18 protein-coding genes are annotated in these 17,945 nt (G+C 59.5%); 9 read left to right on the top strand and 9 right to left on the bottom strand.

Going from position 1 to position 17,945, the window contains the following annotated elements:
• Positions 1–46 precede the first annotated feature (46 nt).
• Both B2P82_RS10895 and rpmB read right to left on the bottom strand, forming a co-directional pair.
• The gene (locus B2P82_RS10895) at positions 47–1,708 is read right to left on the bottom strand and encodes an amidohydrolase (RefSeq protein WP_290497030.1); all 1,662 of its coding nucleotides are present in this window, start codon (positions 1,706–1,708) and stop codon (positions 47–49) included.
• A 133-nt stretch (positions 1,709–1,841) separates the two neighbouring features.
• Entirely contained in the window at positions 1,842–2,126 is a 285-nt protein-coding gene (rpmB, locus tag B2P82_RS10890) for a 50S ribosomal protein L28 (RefSeq protein ID WP_034817354.1), read from the bottom strand.
• A 251-nt stretch (positions 2,127–2,377) separates the two neighbouring features.
• Between rpmB and B2P82_RS10885 the strand changes: the two genes are divergently transcribed.
• Positions 2,378–3,265: a DUF3108 domain-containing protein gene (locus B2P82_RS10885; RefSeq protein ID WP_206991848.1), complete on the top strand. Its 888-nt coding sequence runs from the start codon at positions 2,378–2,380 to the stop codon at positions 3,263–3,265.
• A gap of 5 nt (positions 3,266–3,270) precedes the next feature.
• Here B2P82_RS10885 and B2P82_RS10880 read toward each other — a convergent pair whose 3' ends face one another.
• Complete coding sequence (locus B2P82_RS10880; protein ID WP_290497029.1) at positions 3,271–4,290, bottom strand: RluA family pseudouridine synthase; 1,020 nt, start codon at positions 4,288–4,290, stop codon at positions 3,271–3,273.
• Between the two features lie 88 nt (positions 4,291–4,378).
• Between B2P82_RS10880 and B2P82_RS10875 the strand changes: the two genes are divergently transcribed.
• Positions 4,379–6,088, top strand: coding sequence for an alkaline phosphatase D family protein (locus B2P82_RS10875; RefSeq protein ID WP_290497028.1), 1,710 nt, complete (start codon positions 4,379–4,381; stop codon positions 6,086–6,088).
• Here B2P82_RS10875 and B2P82_RS10870 read toward each other — a convergent pair.
• From B2P82_RS10870 to B2P82_RS10855, 4 genes are all read right to left on the bottom strand, one after another.
• Positions 6,085–6,843 carry an SDR family oxidoreductase gene (locus B2P82_RS10870; protein WP_206991845.1) on the bottom strand — a complete coding sequence of 253 codons (759 nt, stop codon included), beginning with the start codon at positions 6,841–6,843 and terminating at the stop codon, positions 6,085–6,087. The two genes, B2P82_RS10875 and B2P82_RS10870, sit on opposite strands and share 4 nt — an antisense overlap.
• A gap of 5 nt (positions 6,844–6,848) precedes the next feature.
• On the bottom strand, positions 6,849–7,178 hold the full coding sequence (locus B2P82_RS10865; RefSeq protein WP_290497027.1) for a hypothetical protein: 330 nt from the start codon (positions 7,176–7,178) through the stop codon (positions 6,849–6,851).
• A gap of 65 nt (positions 7,179–7,243) precedes the next feature.
• A complete protein-coding gene (locus B2P82_RS10860; RefSeq protein ID WP_034817340.1) occupies positions 7,244–7,411 on the bottom strand; it encodes a YdcH family protein in 168 nt (55 codons plus the stop codon).
• Positions 7,412–7,522: 111 nt separating this feature from the next.
• Positions 7,523–8,212, bottom strand: coding sequence for a GGDEF domain-containing protein (locus B2P82_RS10855; protein ID WP_206991843.1), 690 nt, complete (start codon positions 8,210–8,212; stop codon positions 7,523–7,525).
• A 124-nt stretch (positions 8,213–8,336) separates the two neighbouring features.
• Between B2P82_RS10855 and purE the strand changes: the two genes are divergently transcribed.
• The 7 genes from purE (at position 8,337) to B2P82_RS10820 (ending at position 15,180) form a co-directional block, all read left to right on the top strand.
• Complete coding sequence (gene purE / locus B2P82_RS10850; protein WP_206991842.1) at positions 8,337–8,831, top strand: 5-(carboxyamino)imidazole ribonucleotide mutase; 495 nt, start codon at positions 8,337–8,339, stop codon at positions 8,829–8,831.
• Complete coding sequence (locus B2P82_RS10845) at positions 8,828–9,907, top strand: 5-(carboxyamino)imidazole ribonucleotide synthase (RefSeq protein WP_290497026.1); 1,080 nt, start codon at positions 8,828–8,830, stop codon at positions 9,905–9,907. The genes purE and B2P82_RS10845 overlap by 4 nt, the downstream gene beginning before the upstream one ends.
• A 4-nt stretch (positions 9,908–9,911) precedes the next feature.
• Positions 9,912–10,667, top strand: coding sequence for a creatininase family protein (locus B2P82_RS10840; RefSeq protein WP_290480352.1), 756 nt, complete (start codon positions 9,912–9,914; stop codon positions 10,665–10,667).
• 86 nt (positions 10,668–10,753) lie between these two features.
• Entirely contained in the window at positions 10,754–11,485 is a 732-nt protein-coding gene (locus B2P82_RS10835) for an ABC transporter ATP-binding protein (protein WP_034817328.1), read from the top strand.
• Positions 11,482–12,237: an ABC transporter permease subunit gene (locus B2P82_RS10830; RefSeq protein WP_051608033.1), complete on the top strand. Its 756-nt coding sequence runs from the start codon at positions 11,482–11,484 to the stop codon at positions 12,235–12,237. The genes B2P82_RS10835 and B2P82_RS10830 overlap by 4 nt, the downstream gene beginning before the upstream one ends.
• A gap of 1 nt (position 12,238) precedes the next feature.
• Entirely contained in the window at positions 12,239–14,131 is a 1,893-nt protein-coding gene (locus B2P82_RS10825) for a Gldg family protein (protein WP_290497025.1), read from the top strand.
• The gene (locus B2P82_RS10820) at positions 14,128–15,180 is read left to right on the top strand and encodes a DUF4340 domain-containing protein (RefSeq protein ID WP_290497024.1); all 1,053 of its coding nucleotides are present in this window, start codon (positions 14,128–14,130) and stop codon (positions 15,178–15,180) included. The genes B2P82_RS10825 and B2P82_RS10820 overlap by 4 nt, the downstream gene beginning before the upstream one ends.
• Here B2P82_RS10820 and B2P82_RS10815 read toward each other — a convergent pair whose 3' ends face one another.
• Entirely contained in the window at positions 15,181–15,819 is a 639-nt protein-coding gene (locus B2P82_RS10815) for a DUF1223 domain-containing protein (RefSeq protein WP_290497023.1), read from the bottom strand.
• 129 nt (positions 15,820–15,948) lie between these two features.
• On the bottom strand, positions 15,949–17,945 hold a 1,997-nt coding region (gene acnA, locus B2P82_RS10810; RefSeq protein WP_290497022.1), incomplete at its 5' end, for an aconitate hydratase AcnA.

Genomic DNA, 17,945 nt, shown 5'->3' with positions numbered 1-17,945 from the left:
AGCGTGACATAGGGTCAAATGTGGGTTTGGTGCGCCGCGCGGCAACTCATTCAGCAGCTTGCCACACGATTTCGCCCCCAATGATGGTCATCCGGGCCTGTGCCTCAAGGATTTCGGCGGCAGGGATCGTCATCAAATCCCGGTCGAAGACGGAGAAATCCGCGATCTTGCCGACTTCGATTGTGCCGAGGTCATCCTCCTGGAAAGCTGCGAAGACGGCCGCGGACGTGAACAGGGCCAACGCCTCGTCTCGCGAGAGGGCCTGTTCAGGATGCCATCCCTCCCCCGCATTGCCGTCGAGGTCCTGCCGGGCCACCGCCGCATAAAACTCGATCAGGGGTGAGCCGACTTCAACCGGTGCATCCGAGCCGCCAGCAACCACGGCGCCCCCGGCCAGCATGTCCTGCCAGGCATATGCGCCGGCCAACCGGTCCAGACCGAGACGTGAGGGGGCGAACTTCAAATCGCCAATCGCATGAGATGGCTGCATGGAGGCAATCAGGCCCAGCTCTCCGACGCGCGCGACATCCTGCGGCGCAAAGATCTGCGCATGTTCAATCCGCCAGCGTAGCTCATCGCCATTCCCCAGCGCCTCGAAGGTTTCGAGAATGTGCCGGTTCGCAAGGTCCCCAATGGCATGGATGGCCAACTGGACGTCTGCGCCCTTGGCTTTCATCATCAAGTCGTGGAGCGACTCCGTATCGAGCAAGGAGAGACCATTGGTGTCCGGCTGGTCTGAATAGGGTGCGATCAACAGGGCGCCCCGGCTGCCAAGGGCGCCGTCCATATAGAGTTTCACAGCACGATTTGTGACTGTGTCAGTCTCGAACTTCCGGGACTCCGCCACTTCGAAGGCGTCCACGTCGAAGGCATTGTAAACGCGCAGCGGCAGGCGCCCTTCCCCGTCGAGGCGGGCCATGATGGGCGCCTGGGATGCGCTGACGCTCATATTGTGAACGCCCGTCCAGCCCCGGCTGGCATAGGTATTGGCGCCAACCTCCAGGGCCGTCTCGACATCTTCTTCCGTTGGGGCCGCAAGCAGCTGGAAGACAGGGCCCATCGCATTGTCGATCACAATGCCCGTCGCTTTGCCGCTGTCATCCCGCTCCACCCGGCCGCCCGAAGGGTCTTCGGTCAGATCGTAAATGCCGGCCGCCTTCAGCGCGGACGTGTTGGCCACGAGGGCATGGCCATCCGCGCGCGTATAGATCACCGGATTATCTGGACTGACCGCGTCGAGGTCTGCGGCGGAGGGCATGCGCCCTTCCGGCCAGCCGGTCTCGATCCAGCCGCGCCCGAACAGGATTTCGCCAGGAGCCTTGCCCTGGATCTCTGCCTCGGTGCGGGTGACAAGTTCATCTACGGAGGCGGTGCCTTCCAGGTTAAGCGTCAGTTCGCGCTGGCCAATCCCCATCAGGTGCGCATGGGCATCGGTGAATCCCGGAAACATGACTGCGCCTCCGAGATCAACAATCGTGACCTCGTCTTCGCTCCAGTCGGCCGAGGCGGGCGGCACAATGGCAACGATCCGGCCATCAGGCCCGACGACCACCGCGTCAGCGGTGGGCTGGTCAGCGACCCCGGTGTAAATTGTGCCCCCGGTAAAGACGGTAAGCGCTTGCGTCTCATCCGTTTCAGATTGCGGAGCCCCGCCCGGCTGGCATGCTGCCAGAACCCCCAACGCCAGTGCAAAACCGAATACCCGCATGATCACATTCCCTCCAAGACGGGACCATGTGTGGCACGCACGGGCGCCCGCTGCCAGATTATGGACGTAAAAAAGCGCGCGCAGCCTGTGCCGCGCGCGCTTTCAAATCTCATCAGCCCAAAAGGGCCAGACCTTAGGCGACAGCTTTCTTTTCGATGTCGCGCTTGATCTTCAGGGCCTTGGAAGACAGGGCATCTTCCTTTGCCTTCGCCAGGAACGCATCCAGGCCGCCGAGTTTGTCGACAGTGCGCAGGGCTTTCGCCGCAATGCGCATGCGGAAATTCTGGCCCAGTGCATCGGAATGCAGCGTAACCTGTACGAGGTTAGGGCGGAAAATCCGCTTGGTTTTCATTTGCGAGTGGCTCACATTGTGGCCAGTCATCGGCTTGGTGCCGGTAAGTTCACATTCGCGGGACATGGCCTCGCTCCGAATAGGTCTATAGGGATCTCGAAGGCGCGTCGTTACAGGGCAGATGGCCCCCGTGTCAACTCTGAGGATCAGGCATTTCGGCAGTTTTCCGGTTGCAGGTGTCATCCGCTGTCATACTTGTTGAATGCAAACCCCATCCGAATGAGGCATGATCAGGGCATGGCTGTTCAGGTGGTGTTGGAGAAGACGGGGTATAGGGGATGTTGTAACCTAGTGCTCCGGAAAGGATTCTGGTTCAGATGAAACGCGCTTTCCTTCTTGCCTCTGCTGCAGGACTCGCCCTCGCTGGTTTTTCAGCTGCCGATACGGCCCCAAGCAGTGCGGCCCCCGCTGTCCTTGCCAATGTTAAGGCCGGTGAGGCCACACGCATGGTCTATGAACTGGAGGCGAAAGCCTATGTCCTGTTCATCCCGGCAACCGGCCGGGCCCATTTCGATGTCGAGATGCGCCCCGATACCTACAATATCAAATCACGCGTCAAGGTGACCGGCATCGCCGACTGGTTCGTGAATTACGACATGCACCTGCAGGCCTCCGGCTATACGCGCGGCGACGAGCTGAAGACCTATAATTACGTGTCGCAGAACCGGGACGGTAAAAAGAACCGCCGGGTCAATCTGACAATCACGGATGACGATTTTTCGATGACTGCCAATCCGGTCTTCGGGAATCTGGGCGAGCCCCCGGCCACGGTTGAGCAGGTCCTCAAGACGAATGACCCGATTACCGCGCTCATCACATTCGCGCTCGAGCCCCGCGCGCCAGGTGCTGACCCGTGCGGCGGTCCGATCCGTCTGTTCGATGGTCGCCAGCTGACCTATCTGCACCTTGAAAATGCCGGCACGAAACAGATTGATGTGAAGGCTTGGTCTGGTGAAGCCATCGAGTGTCACATCACGATGGAAAAGGTCGCTGGCTACAAGAAGGACAAGTCTGACAATGACAATCTGTCAGGCATCGACGGCCCGCTACGCATGTGGCTCGCACCCCTGCCAAATGGTGCGACCGTTCCGGTGAAAATCCAGGCCGATACAGACAAGATCGGCAAAGTCACCCTTCAAGCCTCGAAACTCTATTTTGAGCCAGTTGTAACATCAGAAGCCGCGCTGAATTCTGACGGCGGCTAAACTCGTTACTTTTCGATGGGCAGGCTTCGCAGCGCATCGATCAGCTCAGACATGTCTTCTGGAAGAGGCGCTTCGAACCGAAGCGCCTCTTTCGTTATGGGATGTACAAAGCCGAGCACAGCGGCGTGCAAGGCCTGACGGGGAAAGGCGCGCGCCGCATTGGTTCCCGCAATGTGCGCATCGCTTTGCCCATGGACTGTAATCCCCTTGTGACGTCCATAAACCGGATCACCAATCAGCGGTGCGCCGATATGCGCCATATGCACCCGTATCTGGTGGGTCCGGCCAGTTTCCAGCTGGCATTCCATCAGCGCCGCTGCAGGCAGCCGAGTGCCCTTGTCTCTGGTCCCGAACGTTTCAAGTGCCCGGTAGTGCGTGACGGCGTTGCGGCCAACACCGCTTTCCGGGTTACGCACCACCGCCATCTTCTTCCGGTCTGCAGTGGACCGGGCGATCGGCATGTCCACCGTACCCGACAATGGCCGCGGCGCGCCGCGCGTCACCGCAAGGTATTTGCGTTCAATATCGTGTTTCTGGAACAGTTCAGACAGGCCGAGATGCGCCGCCTCGGTCTTGGCCGCGACCAGAACGCCGGTCGTCAGCTTGTCGATCCGGTGAACAATGCCCGGCCGCTCTACCCCGCCAATTCCCGAGAGTTGTCCCCGGCAATGATGGAGCAGCGCGTTGACCAATGTGCCGTCCCAGCTGCCGGGTGCCGGGTGGACTGCCATACCGGATGGCTTGTTGATGAGGATCAGGTGCTCGTCCTCAAACAGGACATCGAGCGGAATGTCTTCCGGGTCTGGGATTGCAGGAACAGGCTCCGGCAGCTTTATCAGATAGCTGGCACCGGCGACGGCACTGCGCTTCGGGTCCAGCTCGGCCTCCCCGTCGAGCGTAACCGCGCCTTCAAGAATCAACGCTTTCACGCGCGAGCGCGACAATTGCTCAGCCTTTGAGGCGAGGAAGGTATCAAGCCGGGTGCCGGTATCGTCAGCAGTAGCGGTAATTTTCAGGGTGTCCATTGTCGCGCTTATAGACGAACTTCCGTCCAATCGTCATGCTATTGTCAACAGACCGGACTAGGGGAGGTTCGGAACACGGGAGAGAACCATGACCAAGATCACTCGACGCGGCCTGCTGGGCGCTGCTGCTACCGGAACCCTGAGTGTTGCCGCCTGCGCAACCACGGCTAACAATGTTGCGCCAAAGCCGGCGCCATATGCAGGCGAGGTTGAGTTCCTCCATGGAGTCGCATCCGGTGACCCACTCAGTGATCGGGTCATTATCTGGACCCGCGCCACCCCCAAGACCGGCACTGGCCCGATCCCTGTCTCCTACAGCGTTACCGATCCCGAAAATCCCTCCGCCCCACCTATCACCGGCACAGCTATGGCAAGTGCATCGCGAGATTATTGCGTGAAGGTCGACGTTGCCGGGCTCAAGCCGGGCAAGGCCTATTCCTACGCCTTCAGCGTTGCGACCGAAGCGGGCAATGTCGACTCGCCGGAAGGTCGCCTGAAAACAACGGCGCTTCATGGGGACGCCCCCGTGCGCATGGGCGTAGTTTCCTGCTCAAACTGGCAGTTTGGATATTTCAACGCCTATGAAGCGTTGTCGATGGAAGAAGACCTCGACGTCATTCTTCATCTTGGTGACTATCTGTACGAATATGGCGTGGATGGTTACGGAGCTGAAGTGGCGACCGAGATTGGCCGCGTTCATGATCCGATCACGGAGATGGTCACGCTCTCCGATTACCGGATGCGCCACGCGCAATACAGGAGCGACCCTGCCCTGCAGGCTGCACATGCGCTCGCGCCATGGATTTGCACATGGGATGATCATGAAAGCACAAACAATTCCTATCGGACGGGCGCCCAGAATCACAATCCTGAAGAAGGCGAAGGCGATTGGTCGGATCGCAAACAGGCTGCCATCCAGGCCTACTTCGAGTGGATTCCATTGCGCGAGCCCGCTGCGGGTGAAATCTCATCCGCCGTCTGGCGGAGTTTCACCTTTGGCGATGTCGCCACCATCCATGCCCTGGAAAGCCGCCTGACGGGGCGCTCACCCGATGTCAGCTGGTTTGATGCGCTCACCGGCGTTACCGACCAGGACGTCATGATGCAACGCGTCGCCGAGACCCTGGAGACAATCAATGATCCAGCCCGCACCATGCTTGGATCAGAGCAGGAAGCCTGGCTGGCCGGCGAGCTCAAAAGCTCGGTCGAGCGCGGCAAGGCCTGGCAGGTTCTCGCCAACCAGGTCGTTATGGCCCGGACAAAACTGCCAAATTTCCAGGAAACTCTGACACCTGAACAACTCGCCGCGCAGGACAACGGCTTTGTCCAGACCATGGTTGGCTTTTCAGCGCTGGGCCTGCCATTCAATCTGGATGCGTGGTCCGGGTTCCCTGCTGCTCGCGAACGGCTCTACGCGGGCGCCGCTGCGGCAGATGCGAAACTGATCACACTGGCCGGAGACACACACACGGCCTGGGTGAACACACTCTATGACGCCGAGGGCGGCAAACGCGGCGTCGAGTTCGGGTGCACCTCGATCACTTCACCGGGCACAGGCGCCTACATTAAGGGAATCCCCGATCTGGGCGAACAATTCGCCGACGCAAACCCGGAAGTGAATTGGCACGATCCGTTCAATCGTGGCTACACAATAGTCACCCTGTCGAAAGACACGGCGCGCGCAGAGTATCGCACCGTGTCGAACATACTGAGCCGCGACTATGCGGTTGAAACAGTAGCTGTGTACGAAACAAGCCAGGAAAATGGTACACTGAGCGATCTGGTAAGCGTCGCCTAGTCGAGGATACCGGCGAGGCTGGAGCGCCCACCGTCCAGCTTCAGCAGCTCGCCGGTAACAATGGCGGCTTCTGGAGAAGACAGGTACCGGGCAGCATCTGCAATTTCGTCAGCAATTGCGGCACGTCCCAGCGGGGTGCGCCGGGTTGTCCAGCTTTCAATACGCTCTTCCCGAGGGCGGATGGCGATGATGCCGTTGACGCGTATTTGTTGTTCAGCCAGCTCGACAGCGCCGGCCTTGATGACACCCAGTACGGCAGATTGGGTAATCGTCTCAGTGAACCGTCCTGGCATGGTTGCCATGGCCGAATAGGACAGGACGAACGTGACGGCCCCCTTCTGGCGGATGCGTTCAACACCAGACTCAGGCAGGTCTTCTTGCTCAGAAATCCGTTCGGAAAAGACCTTCAATGCCAAGGCCGCGCCGCGTGTGGCCTTGGCCACCGCCTTGTCGAATTTCTCCTGCGCGAAGTCTTCCAGTGAATCTGCAGCTTCAATATCCGGAATGACGATCAGATTGTCGACTCGGCCAAACGCCTCGACCGCTACGGTTAGCGCGTTGCGCAGACCGAGCCGCGTATGCAACTCACCATGATGGAGCAATACTTCGTCTGGCACAGCGTTACGTGAGGCGGCTATCCGGTCATCAGAAGGGTCAGCCGCGACGACATGATGACCAAACTTGCTGAACCGACGTGCGACAGCGTCTCCAACCTCACGGCCGAGACCCAGGATGACCGTGACGGGCTGAGCCATAGCCCCTAGGCCCTGGTATCTGTTGTTGGATCAGCGACAGGTCGGCTACGCCTTGTGCGGATGTCATATCCGACCACGGACAGACGGTCGTTCAGCCGGTGTAGCGCTGCCAGAATTTCGGCCAACAAGCGTACGACGATGTAAAGAAAGCCGAGTACAGCCAAACTGGCGACGATACGTCCGATTCCATGGAAGACATGGCCGCTGAAGATCTGCCCCAACCCTGATAGCACAGCGAACGCTGCGGCTATGAGGAACAGTATGGCGAGGACGCCCGTAGCCTGTTTGACGGCTCCAAGCGTCATCGCTCTTTCCTGATCAAAAATCTCGCGCATGCGCTTTCCTTATGCCTGCTGAAATTCAGGCTAGGGCACAAAGATGAAGGCGAGGTTTCGAGGCCCTAGCTCGCTTCCAACACGTGAAGCTGTTGCTTGATCTGCAGTTTTTCGCGCTTAAGGCGTTTTAATCGAAGGGCATCTGCCGACGGTCGTTTCTGTTCCTCGTGGATAATCTCGTCGAGTTTGCGGTGCTTGTTGGCGAGCTCATTGATCCGGCCTTTAAGCGACATGGCAGTCTCCTTCTTGCTGTTAAGTTGTTGTGTCTTAACGGCAACAGTAAATCACAAGAGGTTGGGGGCGTCACGGGGGGCGGCCCCCGGAATCGCGCTCAAACGCGTGAATTATTGTTTACCTGCCTGCTGGCTGGTTTTCCTGCGCGCTTTCTGGGCGAACATCGCCTGGTCGGCCAGTGCCAGCAAGCTTTCAGCGTTCTGGCCCACCTGCCATTCGACCACACCACAGGACGCGCCGATCCGGACTCCCGGATGGGCATCATCGCCATCACTCCGCACCACCAGCTGGTCGACTTCATGTGTGAGCTGCTCTGCCTTCAGCCGGCTGTCGTCCACATTGGCCTGCGCCAGAACGATTCCGAATTCATCCCCGCCTAGTCTGCCCACGATATCGGTCTCGCGCGTATGGCGCAGCAACAGCTCCGCGATACGGATCAGCACCTCATCGCCCGCCGCATGACCGAACACGTCATTGACCTGTTTGAAGTGGTCGAGATCGATATAGATCATCGAAAGCGGTGTTCGGAACCGCGCCGCAAGGGCGATTTCACGCCGGATCTCTCGTTCGAAGGCCCGCCGGTTGAAGACGGGACACAGTGCGTCATTGTCGGCGAGTGAAACCGCCTCATCAAGCGCGTCTCGCAACTCATCTGCGTCTTCGCGCAAAACCAACACTTCATCACACAGGGCTTCAATGGCGGCGCGGGCCCTGAAATCCAATGCTGACAGGTCAACGCCCAGCACATTCAGCAATGCCAATCGTTCCGTCGCCTTTGGAGTGTAGAAGTCGTCCGCCATGTCGGAAGGTTAAGCAAATATTACGCCGAGATACAGTCATTCCTGCCGCGTGAGCCAACACGCTGGCAGTTGACGCCGCAACCCGCTTACTTATGTTGCGCGCTTTCCAGCGGCGAGGCTTCCCATGACGGACACAGATTCCCCACAGGTCGGCATTATTATGGGTAGCCAGTCTGACTGGCCAATCATGAGGTTGGCCGCTGAGATCCTTGAGGAACTGGGTGTTACGCACGAAACCCGCATCGTGTCCGCCCACCGCACACCTGACCGATTGGTTGAGTATGCAAAATCCGCGCGCGGACGCGGCATGAAGGTCATTATCGCTGGCGCTGGCGGCGCTGCCCATCTGCCCGGCATGGCCGCGTCGATGACCCCCCTTCCCGTGCTTGGTGTGCCAGTTCAGTCGCGGGCCTTGTCCGGCATGGATAGCCTGCTTTCCATTGTCCAGATGCCGAAAGGTGTGCCCGTCGGCACGCTGGCCATCGGTGAGGCTGGCGCGACGAATGCCGGACTGCTGGCTGCGTCGATCATCGCCCTTCAGGATCCTGTCGTCGCAGACAAGCTGGATGCGTTCCGCCAGGCCCAGACGGACAAGATTGGCGAGTCTCCAGAGGCATGACGATGATCGCGCCCGGTCGCACCATCGGGATACTGGGCGGCGGCCAGCTCGGCCGTATGCTGGCTAGCGCCGCGAACCAGCTTGGCTTTGATGTCCACATTTTTTGCCCGGAAACGGACTCCCCGGCGTCGCGCGGTGCGCGCAAGACTTGGAATGCCGATTACCTCGACGCCGATGCAATGCGTGAATTCGCAAAATCCTGCGACGTCGTCACACTCGAGTTCGAGAACATCCCGGTCGAAGCAACAGACCTGATTGCGTCATGCGGAGTCGCGGTGCATCCCGGGCCCAGATCTCTCGCCATCTCGCAGGACCGCGCCGAAGAGAAGGCATTCCTGAACCGGATCGGCATTCCAACAGCGCCCTACGAAGTCATTGAGTCGGCAGGTAACATTCCTCCTGCCCTGAAGCGTGTCGGGGGCACGGGCGTGCTGAAGACTCGCCGCGATGGATACGATGGCAAGGGGCAAACTTGGGTCCGTGCGGCTGATGAGGCCCAGGCGGCATGGTCCGCCATTGGAGAGGCCCCAGCAGTGCTGGAAGCAGCCATCCCCTTCGAGTGTGAAATTTCAGTCATTGTCGCCCGTTCCAGCGCCGGTCAAACGCTGAGTTGGGCACCCCCACGCAACATGCATGAAGACGGCATTCTGGCCCGGTCGGTCGCGCCATCCGGTCTCAGCAAAGCCGTTGAAACCGAAGCCCGCGAAAAGGCCATGAAACTGGTCGACGCCCTCGACCATGTCGGCGTCCTCGCCCTTGAATTCTTTGTACTTTCAGACGGGACGCTTCTGGCCAACGAGTTCGCCCCAAGGGTTCACAATTCCGGTCATTGGACACCGGAAGCCTGCCAGACAGGCCAGTTCGAACAGCATATTCGCGCCATCTGCGGCTGGCCCCTCGGCGATACCCGCCGCCTCCATGACGCAGAGATGCGAAATCTGATCGGCAATGAAGGCTTGGTTGACCCGACGAAGCTGAACGCCGATGAGACTCTGACCCTGTATGGAAAGAGAGACGCCCGACCCGGCCGCAAGATGGGACACATCACGCGCCGGATTGCCCCCAGAAAGGACTGAATGCATGCTGCTTCCCGTTTCGACCTGGACTGACATCGAAACCTGGCTGAAGACGTCCAAGACCATCGTCATCCCGATTGGCTCCATGGAGCAGCACGGGCCGAATGGTTTCATCGGGACGGATGCGCTGTGCCCTGAAATCATTGCCCGCGAAGCCGAAAAGCTAGCGCCGGAGGACATGCTGGTCGGCCCAACCTTCAGTGTCGGCTGTGCCCAGCACCATCTCGGCTTTCCCGGCACGATCACGTTGCGCCCCTCAACCATGATCGCTGCAATGGCGGACTGGACCGAAAGCCTGATGCGGCACGGCTTTGAGCGTATCTACTGGCTGAACGGCCATGGAGGAAACATCGCCACGATTGAAGCGGCCTTCTCTGAAATTCACGCCCGGCGCAGCTTTGACCCGCGCGGCGAGGACAATCGTCACGGCCTGAGTTTGAAACGTCGCGACTGGTGGGATTTCAAATCCGTCATGTCCTTGTGCAACCAGCTCTACCCGGTCGGTCATGGCAGCCACGCCACCGCATCGGAAGTTTCGGTGACATATTACGGCTACCCCGATCATGCCCGCACAGATGTGGAAATGACGCCAAAAATCGCCCCGAACGGCAAGATTGGTGATGCCGTGCAATATCGCCGCGACTTCCCGGATGGCCGTATCGGATCGGACCCCACGCAATCGAATGTGGAAGACGGCGGAAAGATCGTGGCAGCCGCTGCGCAGGCGGTGCTGGACGAGGTACGCCGCTTCTCCGCATAGAGCGGGTCGCTTCTACTTTAGGCCACTGGCCAGACTCGCCGAAGAACGGTATCACGAGGCTCCCGGGAAAGGATCTGTCGCGAAGAATGCTGGACATTCAGAAGCTGGAAAAATCCTTTGGTGAAAAGCGGGCCGTGCAGGGCCTGTCCTTCACCGTAGAAAAGGGAACCGTGCTCGGTTTTCTCGGCCCGAATGGGGCGGGCAAATCGACCACTATGCGTATGATTGCGGGTGTATTGGAGCCGGACTCCGGCGATGCGACGATTGACGGCAAGTCAATCGTCTCAGCCCGTCGCGAGGCGCAGGCCGCTTTGGGTTACCTGCCCGAAGGCGCGCCGCTATATGACGACATGACCCCGCCGGAATTCCTCGCCTTTATGGCGGCCGCCCGGTCCCTCCCCCGGTCTGAGCGTAAATCAGCAATCGAACGCGCCATTGCGGACTCTCGTATTTCCACCGTTTGCGGACAAAGGATCGGATCGCTGTCCAAGGGCTATCGTCGCCGTGTCGGCCTGGCCGGGGCCATCCTGCATGATCCGCCCGTCTTGCTGCTGGATGAGCCCACCGATGGCCTCGACCCCAACCAGAAGCGGGCTGTGCGCGCCCTGATCGCCCGCATGGCCCCGCGCAAGGCGATCGTCATATCTACGCACACGCTGACCGAAGTTCCGGCCATGTGTACCCGCGCCATTGTGGTAGACCGCGGCCGTATCGTAGCCGACGAGACGCCCGAGGGCCTGCTGAAGCAATCTGCAGATGGCACGCTTGAAAGCGCCTTTACGCGGCTGACCGACCAGGCGGAGGCCGAATCCGCATGAACCGGTTCCGTCAACAATTCGACAGTTTCCTGCCGACCTTCCGGCGTGAGCTTGGCGCATACTTCGCAACGCCAATGGCCTATGTTTTCCTCGCGGTTTTCCTGCTTTCGATCGGCATGTTCACATGGGAGGCCGCCCGCTTCTTTGATACAGGCACTGCAGACCTGTCCCCCTTCTTCGTCTGGCATCCCTGGATCTACATGATCTTCCTGCCAGCGCTCGCCATGCGCCTCTGGGCAGATGAAACCAGTGCCGGAACCGACGAGCTGCTGCTTTCCCTGCCCCTCGGCATGCCGGGCCTGGTGCTGGGAAAGCTCTGCGCCGCATGGACCGTCGCGGCTGTCGGGCTGGTCCTGACGCTACCGATGTGGATCACCGTCAATTATCTCGGCAATCCGGACAATGCTGCCATCGCGCTGACCTATTTTGTCAGCCTTCTGATGGCTGGCTCCTACCTCTCCATTGGGGCCGCTATCTCCGCCCTCACCCGCAGTCAGGTCACCGCCTTTGTTATGAGTGTTGTCGTGGCCTTCGTGTTCACAGCCGCTGGATGGCCCCTCGTCTTGTCCGGTGTGAAGAGCCTGTTCGGCGCGGGCCTTGCCGACCTGGTGGCCCAGTTCTCATTCCTGTCGCATTTTGAGGCTGCGCAGCGCGGCGTGCTGGAATTGCGCGCTGTGCTGTTCTTCGTCGGCTTCATGACGCTGTGGACCATCCTCAACGGCCTGTGGGCATCTCGTCAGAGGCTCGGCTGACATGAAGGCGAAACACTACCTCATCATCGCAACAGCGCTCACGGCAATCATTTTCGTTGCGGCAAACCTTCTTGTACAGAAGGTCTTCACTGGCGCGCGCATCGATTTTACCGAGAACAATCTCTACACACTCTCGGACGCGACAAAGTCGACATTGAAGACCGTGGCAGAACCAGTCGATCTGACTTTTGTCTACACACGTAGCGCCGGGCAGGATTTCCCGGCCATCCGCGCCTATGCCGCGCGTGTACGCGAATTGCTGCAAGTCTATGAGAGTCAGTCAGGTGGTAAAGTCCGCGTGACAGAGATTGACCCTCTTCCCTTCTCCCCAGCCGAAGACCAGGCGCTCGCCGCGGGCATCACTGCGATCGATACAAACGGCAGTGATCCGCTCTATTTCGGCATCATCGGTCGCAACTCAATTGACGACCAGCGGGTCATTCCCTTCCTCGCACCGGAACGGGAGGTGACACTTGAATATGACCTGACCCGTATGGTTGCGAGGCTGGACGATCCAGACCCGCCCAGAGTCGGGATCCTGTCTTCCCTGCCCGGCATGACCGCACCCGGAGGAGAAGGCGGGTACACGCTCCTGCGCGACATACACAAATCGTTCGATGTCGAACCAATCGCGGAGACCTTTCAGTCATTGCCGGAAGACCTGGATGTCTTGCTCATCGCTCAGCCGCCACTCCTCTCCCCGCGCCAGGAATGGCTGATCGATCAGTTTATCCTGCGAACAGGTCGCGCCGTGTTTCTCGTGGACCCCGCCGCCAAGACGGTCGCAAGCACGGGTCCGTTCAACATGAGTGACGCGGCCACGTCCTCCTCCCTCATGGCTTGGGGAGATGCCTGGGGTGTGGAACTGTCGACCGCCGCAGTCGCTGACGCCGCCAGCGCCCTGCCCGTTCCGGTCGATACCGGTGGCGGACGCATAGAGGAACTGGCGCATCCGCTGTTTCTCGGCATACCAGCCGGAGACATGAATCAGGATGACCTGATTACCGCAGACCTCAGCCGAGCAGTCAATTTCGGCGCACCGGGAGCTTTCTCTACTGAAGACTTGGCCGCGACGCTTGAGATGACGCCCTTGCTCTCCACAGGGCCAAGCCCTTCCTTCATTGATGCATCGGACGCCATCACCGACATGGCGCCCCAGCAGGTGCTGCGTCAGTATCAAACTGAGCCAGCCCCGCTCGTCCTAGCCGCAAGACTGTCCGGCAGGCTGAGCACGGCCTTCCCGCAAGGTGCGCCGGCTTTCGATGAACCGTCCGATCCAATGCTGGCAGAGATCGCTCGCGCTGAAGCCGCCGCGGCCCTGCCCCACATTTCGCAAAGTGAAACCGATGCACAAATCGTCCTCGTCGCTGATGTCGATTTCATTGCAGATGACTTCTACATAATTCCCAACGAACAGATCGTAGTTGCCGACAATGGCGCGCTGGTCCTGAATGCGTTGGACGCACTGGCTGGGAGTGGAGAACTCTCACGCCTCCGGTCGCGTGCGCCCAGCCTGCGCCGCATGGAGCGAATAGACCGTATGCGGGAAAATGCCGAAGCGATTTATTTCCGCCAGCAATCAGCTCTGCAGGACAATCTCCAGACGGCGCAGGCGCGATTGGAAGAGTTGCAGGCCATCGGTGCAACAGATGGATTTTTCTCTGGCGACCTCGAGGCCGATCTGACCGAAGCCGAGCGTACGGAACTTTTGGACCTCCGCCAGAAGATCGTCGAGTTGCGCGCCCAATTGCGGGAAATCGAGCGCAACTACCGGCGCGACATCGACCGTCTCGAAGGCACGCTCAAAGCCATCAATATCTGGGGCGGCCCATTTCTGGTCTGTTTAATCGGACTATTCGTCTGGTATCGCCAGAAGCGGAAGGCGACAGCATGAGCGATGTGAGATCAAAACAGCGGATTCGTCGTCTCCAGATTATGGGAGGCATTGCGATTGGCCTGACTGCACTGACATTTACTGCCCATAGTCTTCACGGCCCATCTGCGCGGTCGTCTGAACGCGACGGCCAGCGGGTGATCCCCGATTTTGCCGCCATTCGCGCCGATGCCAGCGAGATTCGTGTGACCTTGTCTGATGAAGCCTACACGCTGGCCAACACGCAGGATGGCTGGAGAATGGGAGGCCGGGACGGTTATCCCATCCGCCCCGACCGGCTTGCGGAACTTGCAACAGGCCTTGAAGGCCTGAGCTGGGGCGAAGGGCGCACGCGCGATCCCGACAAGCTGAATCGTATCGGTCTTGGTGACCCGCGAGATGGCGGCACTGGTGCATTGGTCGAAATTCTTGATGAGGATGGCAAGATCACGGCCGCCCTGATTACGGGGCGCAAGGACAGCCGCGTCTATGGTCGCCTGCCAAGCGAGGAACAGGCCTTTCAGGTCAATGGAGACCTGCCGCCACTCTATAGTCATGACGCTTGGCTCGATTTCGATATTCTGGATATCAATTCAGACGCCATATCGGCCGTGAGACTCTTCGATTCCATGGGCGAAAGTCTGTATTTGCAGCGCTCTGTCGGATCGAGCGACCGCAGCTTTGTCCCTGGTCCGCCTTTTCAGGACTTCAGATTGGTCAGCCGTCTTGCTGCCTCGACGCCCGCCCTCGCCCTGACGCGGTTTGCACCCATTGGGGTGAAGCCAGCCAGCAAACTGCAAACGCGAACTGTCGCGCGCCATATCACCGAGACCCATGACGGGTTGGAAGTCGAGCTTCGCGCTTTCAGGGAGCCTGATGGGTATTTCGTGACCCTGCGGGCCATTGAAGCCGGCGAAGGCGCCCATCGCGGCAGCACGATCAATGACAAGGCCGAAGGCTGGGCCTATCAGCTGGCAGAGTATGACTGGAATGAATTCACGCCGCGCGTGTCCTCAATTGTGAGAGCGCCGGTCATGGCTATCGAGACCGGACAGCCTGCCCAGCCCTGATCAGGGCGCGATCACCATTGTTTCGAGAACGGGGCCGAAACCAGCTTCCTGGACAATAATCGCACAACCAGACTCACAATGCGGAACACTGAGTTCGACTGGATTTCCCAACCATGGCCCAAGTGCAGATACCCGCGTAACCGGATGAAGCATATCGGTCGTGTTGGCTTCACCGGACAGGTAATCAACAAGCCAGATATCAGCCAGATCCGGCACTTGCCCCGACAGACGAATTTTGTCGCCGGTACGCACAAGTTGGACATCGAAATCTGACTTGTCCTGAATCTTCGCAAGCGCCCGCTCGACATATTGGCGCTTGTTGCCTGCGCATTGTTCCTGTCCATTATAAACCGTTTGCGGCGTATAAGGGCCGCGCAATCGGAAGCGATCTGTATAGCCCCGCTGTCGATCCTTGGACTCCGTCATCGCCATCGGGTCCTTGTCGCCAAGATAGTCCCAATAGTCGACGGACCAGGTCAGCACGAGCAGGTCATCGCGCTCGGCATTCACCGCCTTCAACGTTTTGTGGGCTTTTGGGCAGGCGCGGCAATTCTGGGACGCAAACAGCTCCACCAATACCGGACCTTCGGCAAAGGCGGGTGCCACCATGAGTTCCATGGCAAGCAGGAGGGAAAGCATAATTCGTATCATTTCAGTCCCAGTTTATAGAGCCAACTCCGCTCCCGTGACAGTCACAGGGATGTGAGGGCTGCAAAAAAGCCCCCACAGCACGCTGCAGGGGCTTTCTGATCAGAAATCGCGAACCTCTCAGGCTGCTGCGCGGGCGAGGTTCCGCAGCACATAGTGCAGAATGCCGCCATTGCGGTAATAGTCGAGTTCGTTCTCGGTATCGATGCGGACCGTCGTATTGGCGGTGAAGCTCGTTCCGTCTTCGCGTGTGATCTCCACGGCGAGCGTCTGGCGCGGCTTGATCGAATCGATTCCCTTGATGGTCACCTGCTCTTTACCGGTCAGGCCGAGCGACGCGGCACTCTCCCCGTCAGCAAATTCGAGTGGCAGAACACCCATGCCGATCAGGTTTGACCGGTGGATCCGCTCAAAACTGCCCGCGATGACGGCGCGAACGCCCAGCAGGACCGTACCCTTGGCCGCCCAGTCACGGGACGACCCATTGCCGTAAAGATCGCCAGCAAACACAACCAGCGGTGTACCTTCGGCTTCATACTTCATGGCCGCATCATAGATCGGCATCTGCTCAGCGTCCGGATAGTGTACCGTTACGCCGCCTTCGACACCCGGAACCATCTGGTTCTTGATGCGGATGTTGGCGAAGGTGCCGCGCATCATGACTTCATGGTTGCCGCGGCGCGAGCCGTAGGAGTTGAAGTCCAGCGGAGAGACCTGGTGTTCCTGCAAGTACACACCAGCAGGGCTGGATGCCTTGATCGATCCGGCCGGAGAGATGTGGTCGGTCGTGATGGAATCACCAAACAGTGCCAGGACGCGCGCATTCTCGACATCCGCCGGCGCGTCGATATCCAGGCCCATGCCTTCAAAGTAAGGCGGGTTCTGAACATAGGTGGAGGCTGGGGGCCAGCTATAGGTCTGGCCGCCGGACACTTCGATGCCCTGCCAGTGCTCGTCGCCCTTGAAGACGTCGGAATAGCGCTCGGCAAACATCTGCGGCGTCACGGCTTTCGACATGATCTCGGCAATCTCATGCGAGGTTGGCCAGATGTCTTTCAGGAAGACGTCATTGCCGTTCTTGTCCTTGCCCAGCGGATCCGTGGTCAGGTTCACGCGCAGCGAACCTGCGATGGCATAGGCGACGACCAGCGGTGGCGAGGCAAGATAGTTGGCCTTGATGTCCGGGCCGATCCGGCCTTCGAAGTTACGGTTGCCCGACAACACCGAACAGGACACGAGATCGCCATCGGCGATCGCTTTCGCCAGTGGGGCTTCGAGTGGACCGGAATTACCGATACACGTCGTGCAACCATATCCGACGAGGTTGAACCCGAGCGCATCGAGTTCATCCGACAGGCCGGCCTTGTCGAGATAGTCAGTGACAACCTGCGAGCCCGGCGCGAGGGATGTCTTCACCCAGGGCTTGCGGTTCAGGCCCAATTCGCGCGCTTTCTTGGCCACAAGGCCAGCAGCAATGAGAACGGACGGGTTGGACGTGTTCGTACAGGATGTAATCGCCGCGATGAACACGTCGCCATGCGTGACGGTGTAGTCCTTGCCTTCGACCGCGATTGGTTCAGCGGCATCGGCTGCCTTGCTGAATTCCTTCGCCATGGCTTCGGCAAAGGCGGTGTCGCCTTCGGACAGCAGGACGCGATCCTGCGGACGCTTCGGGCCGGAAATCGACGGCACAACTGCGCCAAGGTCAAGTTCCAGCGTATCAGTGAAGATCGGCTCAGCCTGTTCCGGACGCCAGTAGCCCTGTGCCTTGGCATAGGCCTCGACGAGGGCAACACGTTCGGCGTCACGGCCGGTATTGGTGAGGTATTTGACGGTGTCCTCATCAACCGGGAAGAAGCCACAGGTCGCGCCATATTCCGGCGCCATGTTGGCAATGGTCGCGCGGTCTTCAAGCGAAAGACTGTCGAGGCCGTTACCGAAATACTCGACGAACTTGCCGACGACGCCCTTCTTGCGGAGCATCTCGGTGACGGTGAGCACCATGTCGGTCGCGGTCACGCCTTCATTGAGCTTGCCGGTCAGCTTGAAGCCAATCACTTCGGGAATGAGCATCGAAACCGGCTGGCCGAGCATGGCCGCCTCCGCCTCGATGCCGC

Source organism: Hyphomonas sp. UBA4494 (assembly GCF_002388935.1).
Taxonomy (GTDB): Bacteria; Pseudomonadota; Alphaproteobacteria; order Caulobacterales; family Hyphomonadaceae; genus Hyphomonas.
The sequence above is the reverse complement of the archived record's forward strand: the minus strand, read 5'-3'. Positions and strand labels throughout refer to the sequence as shown.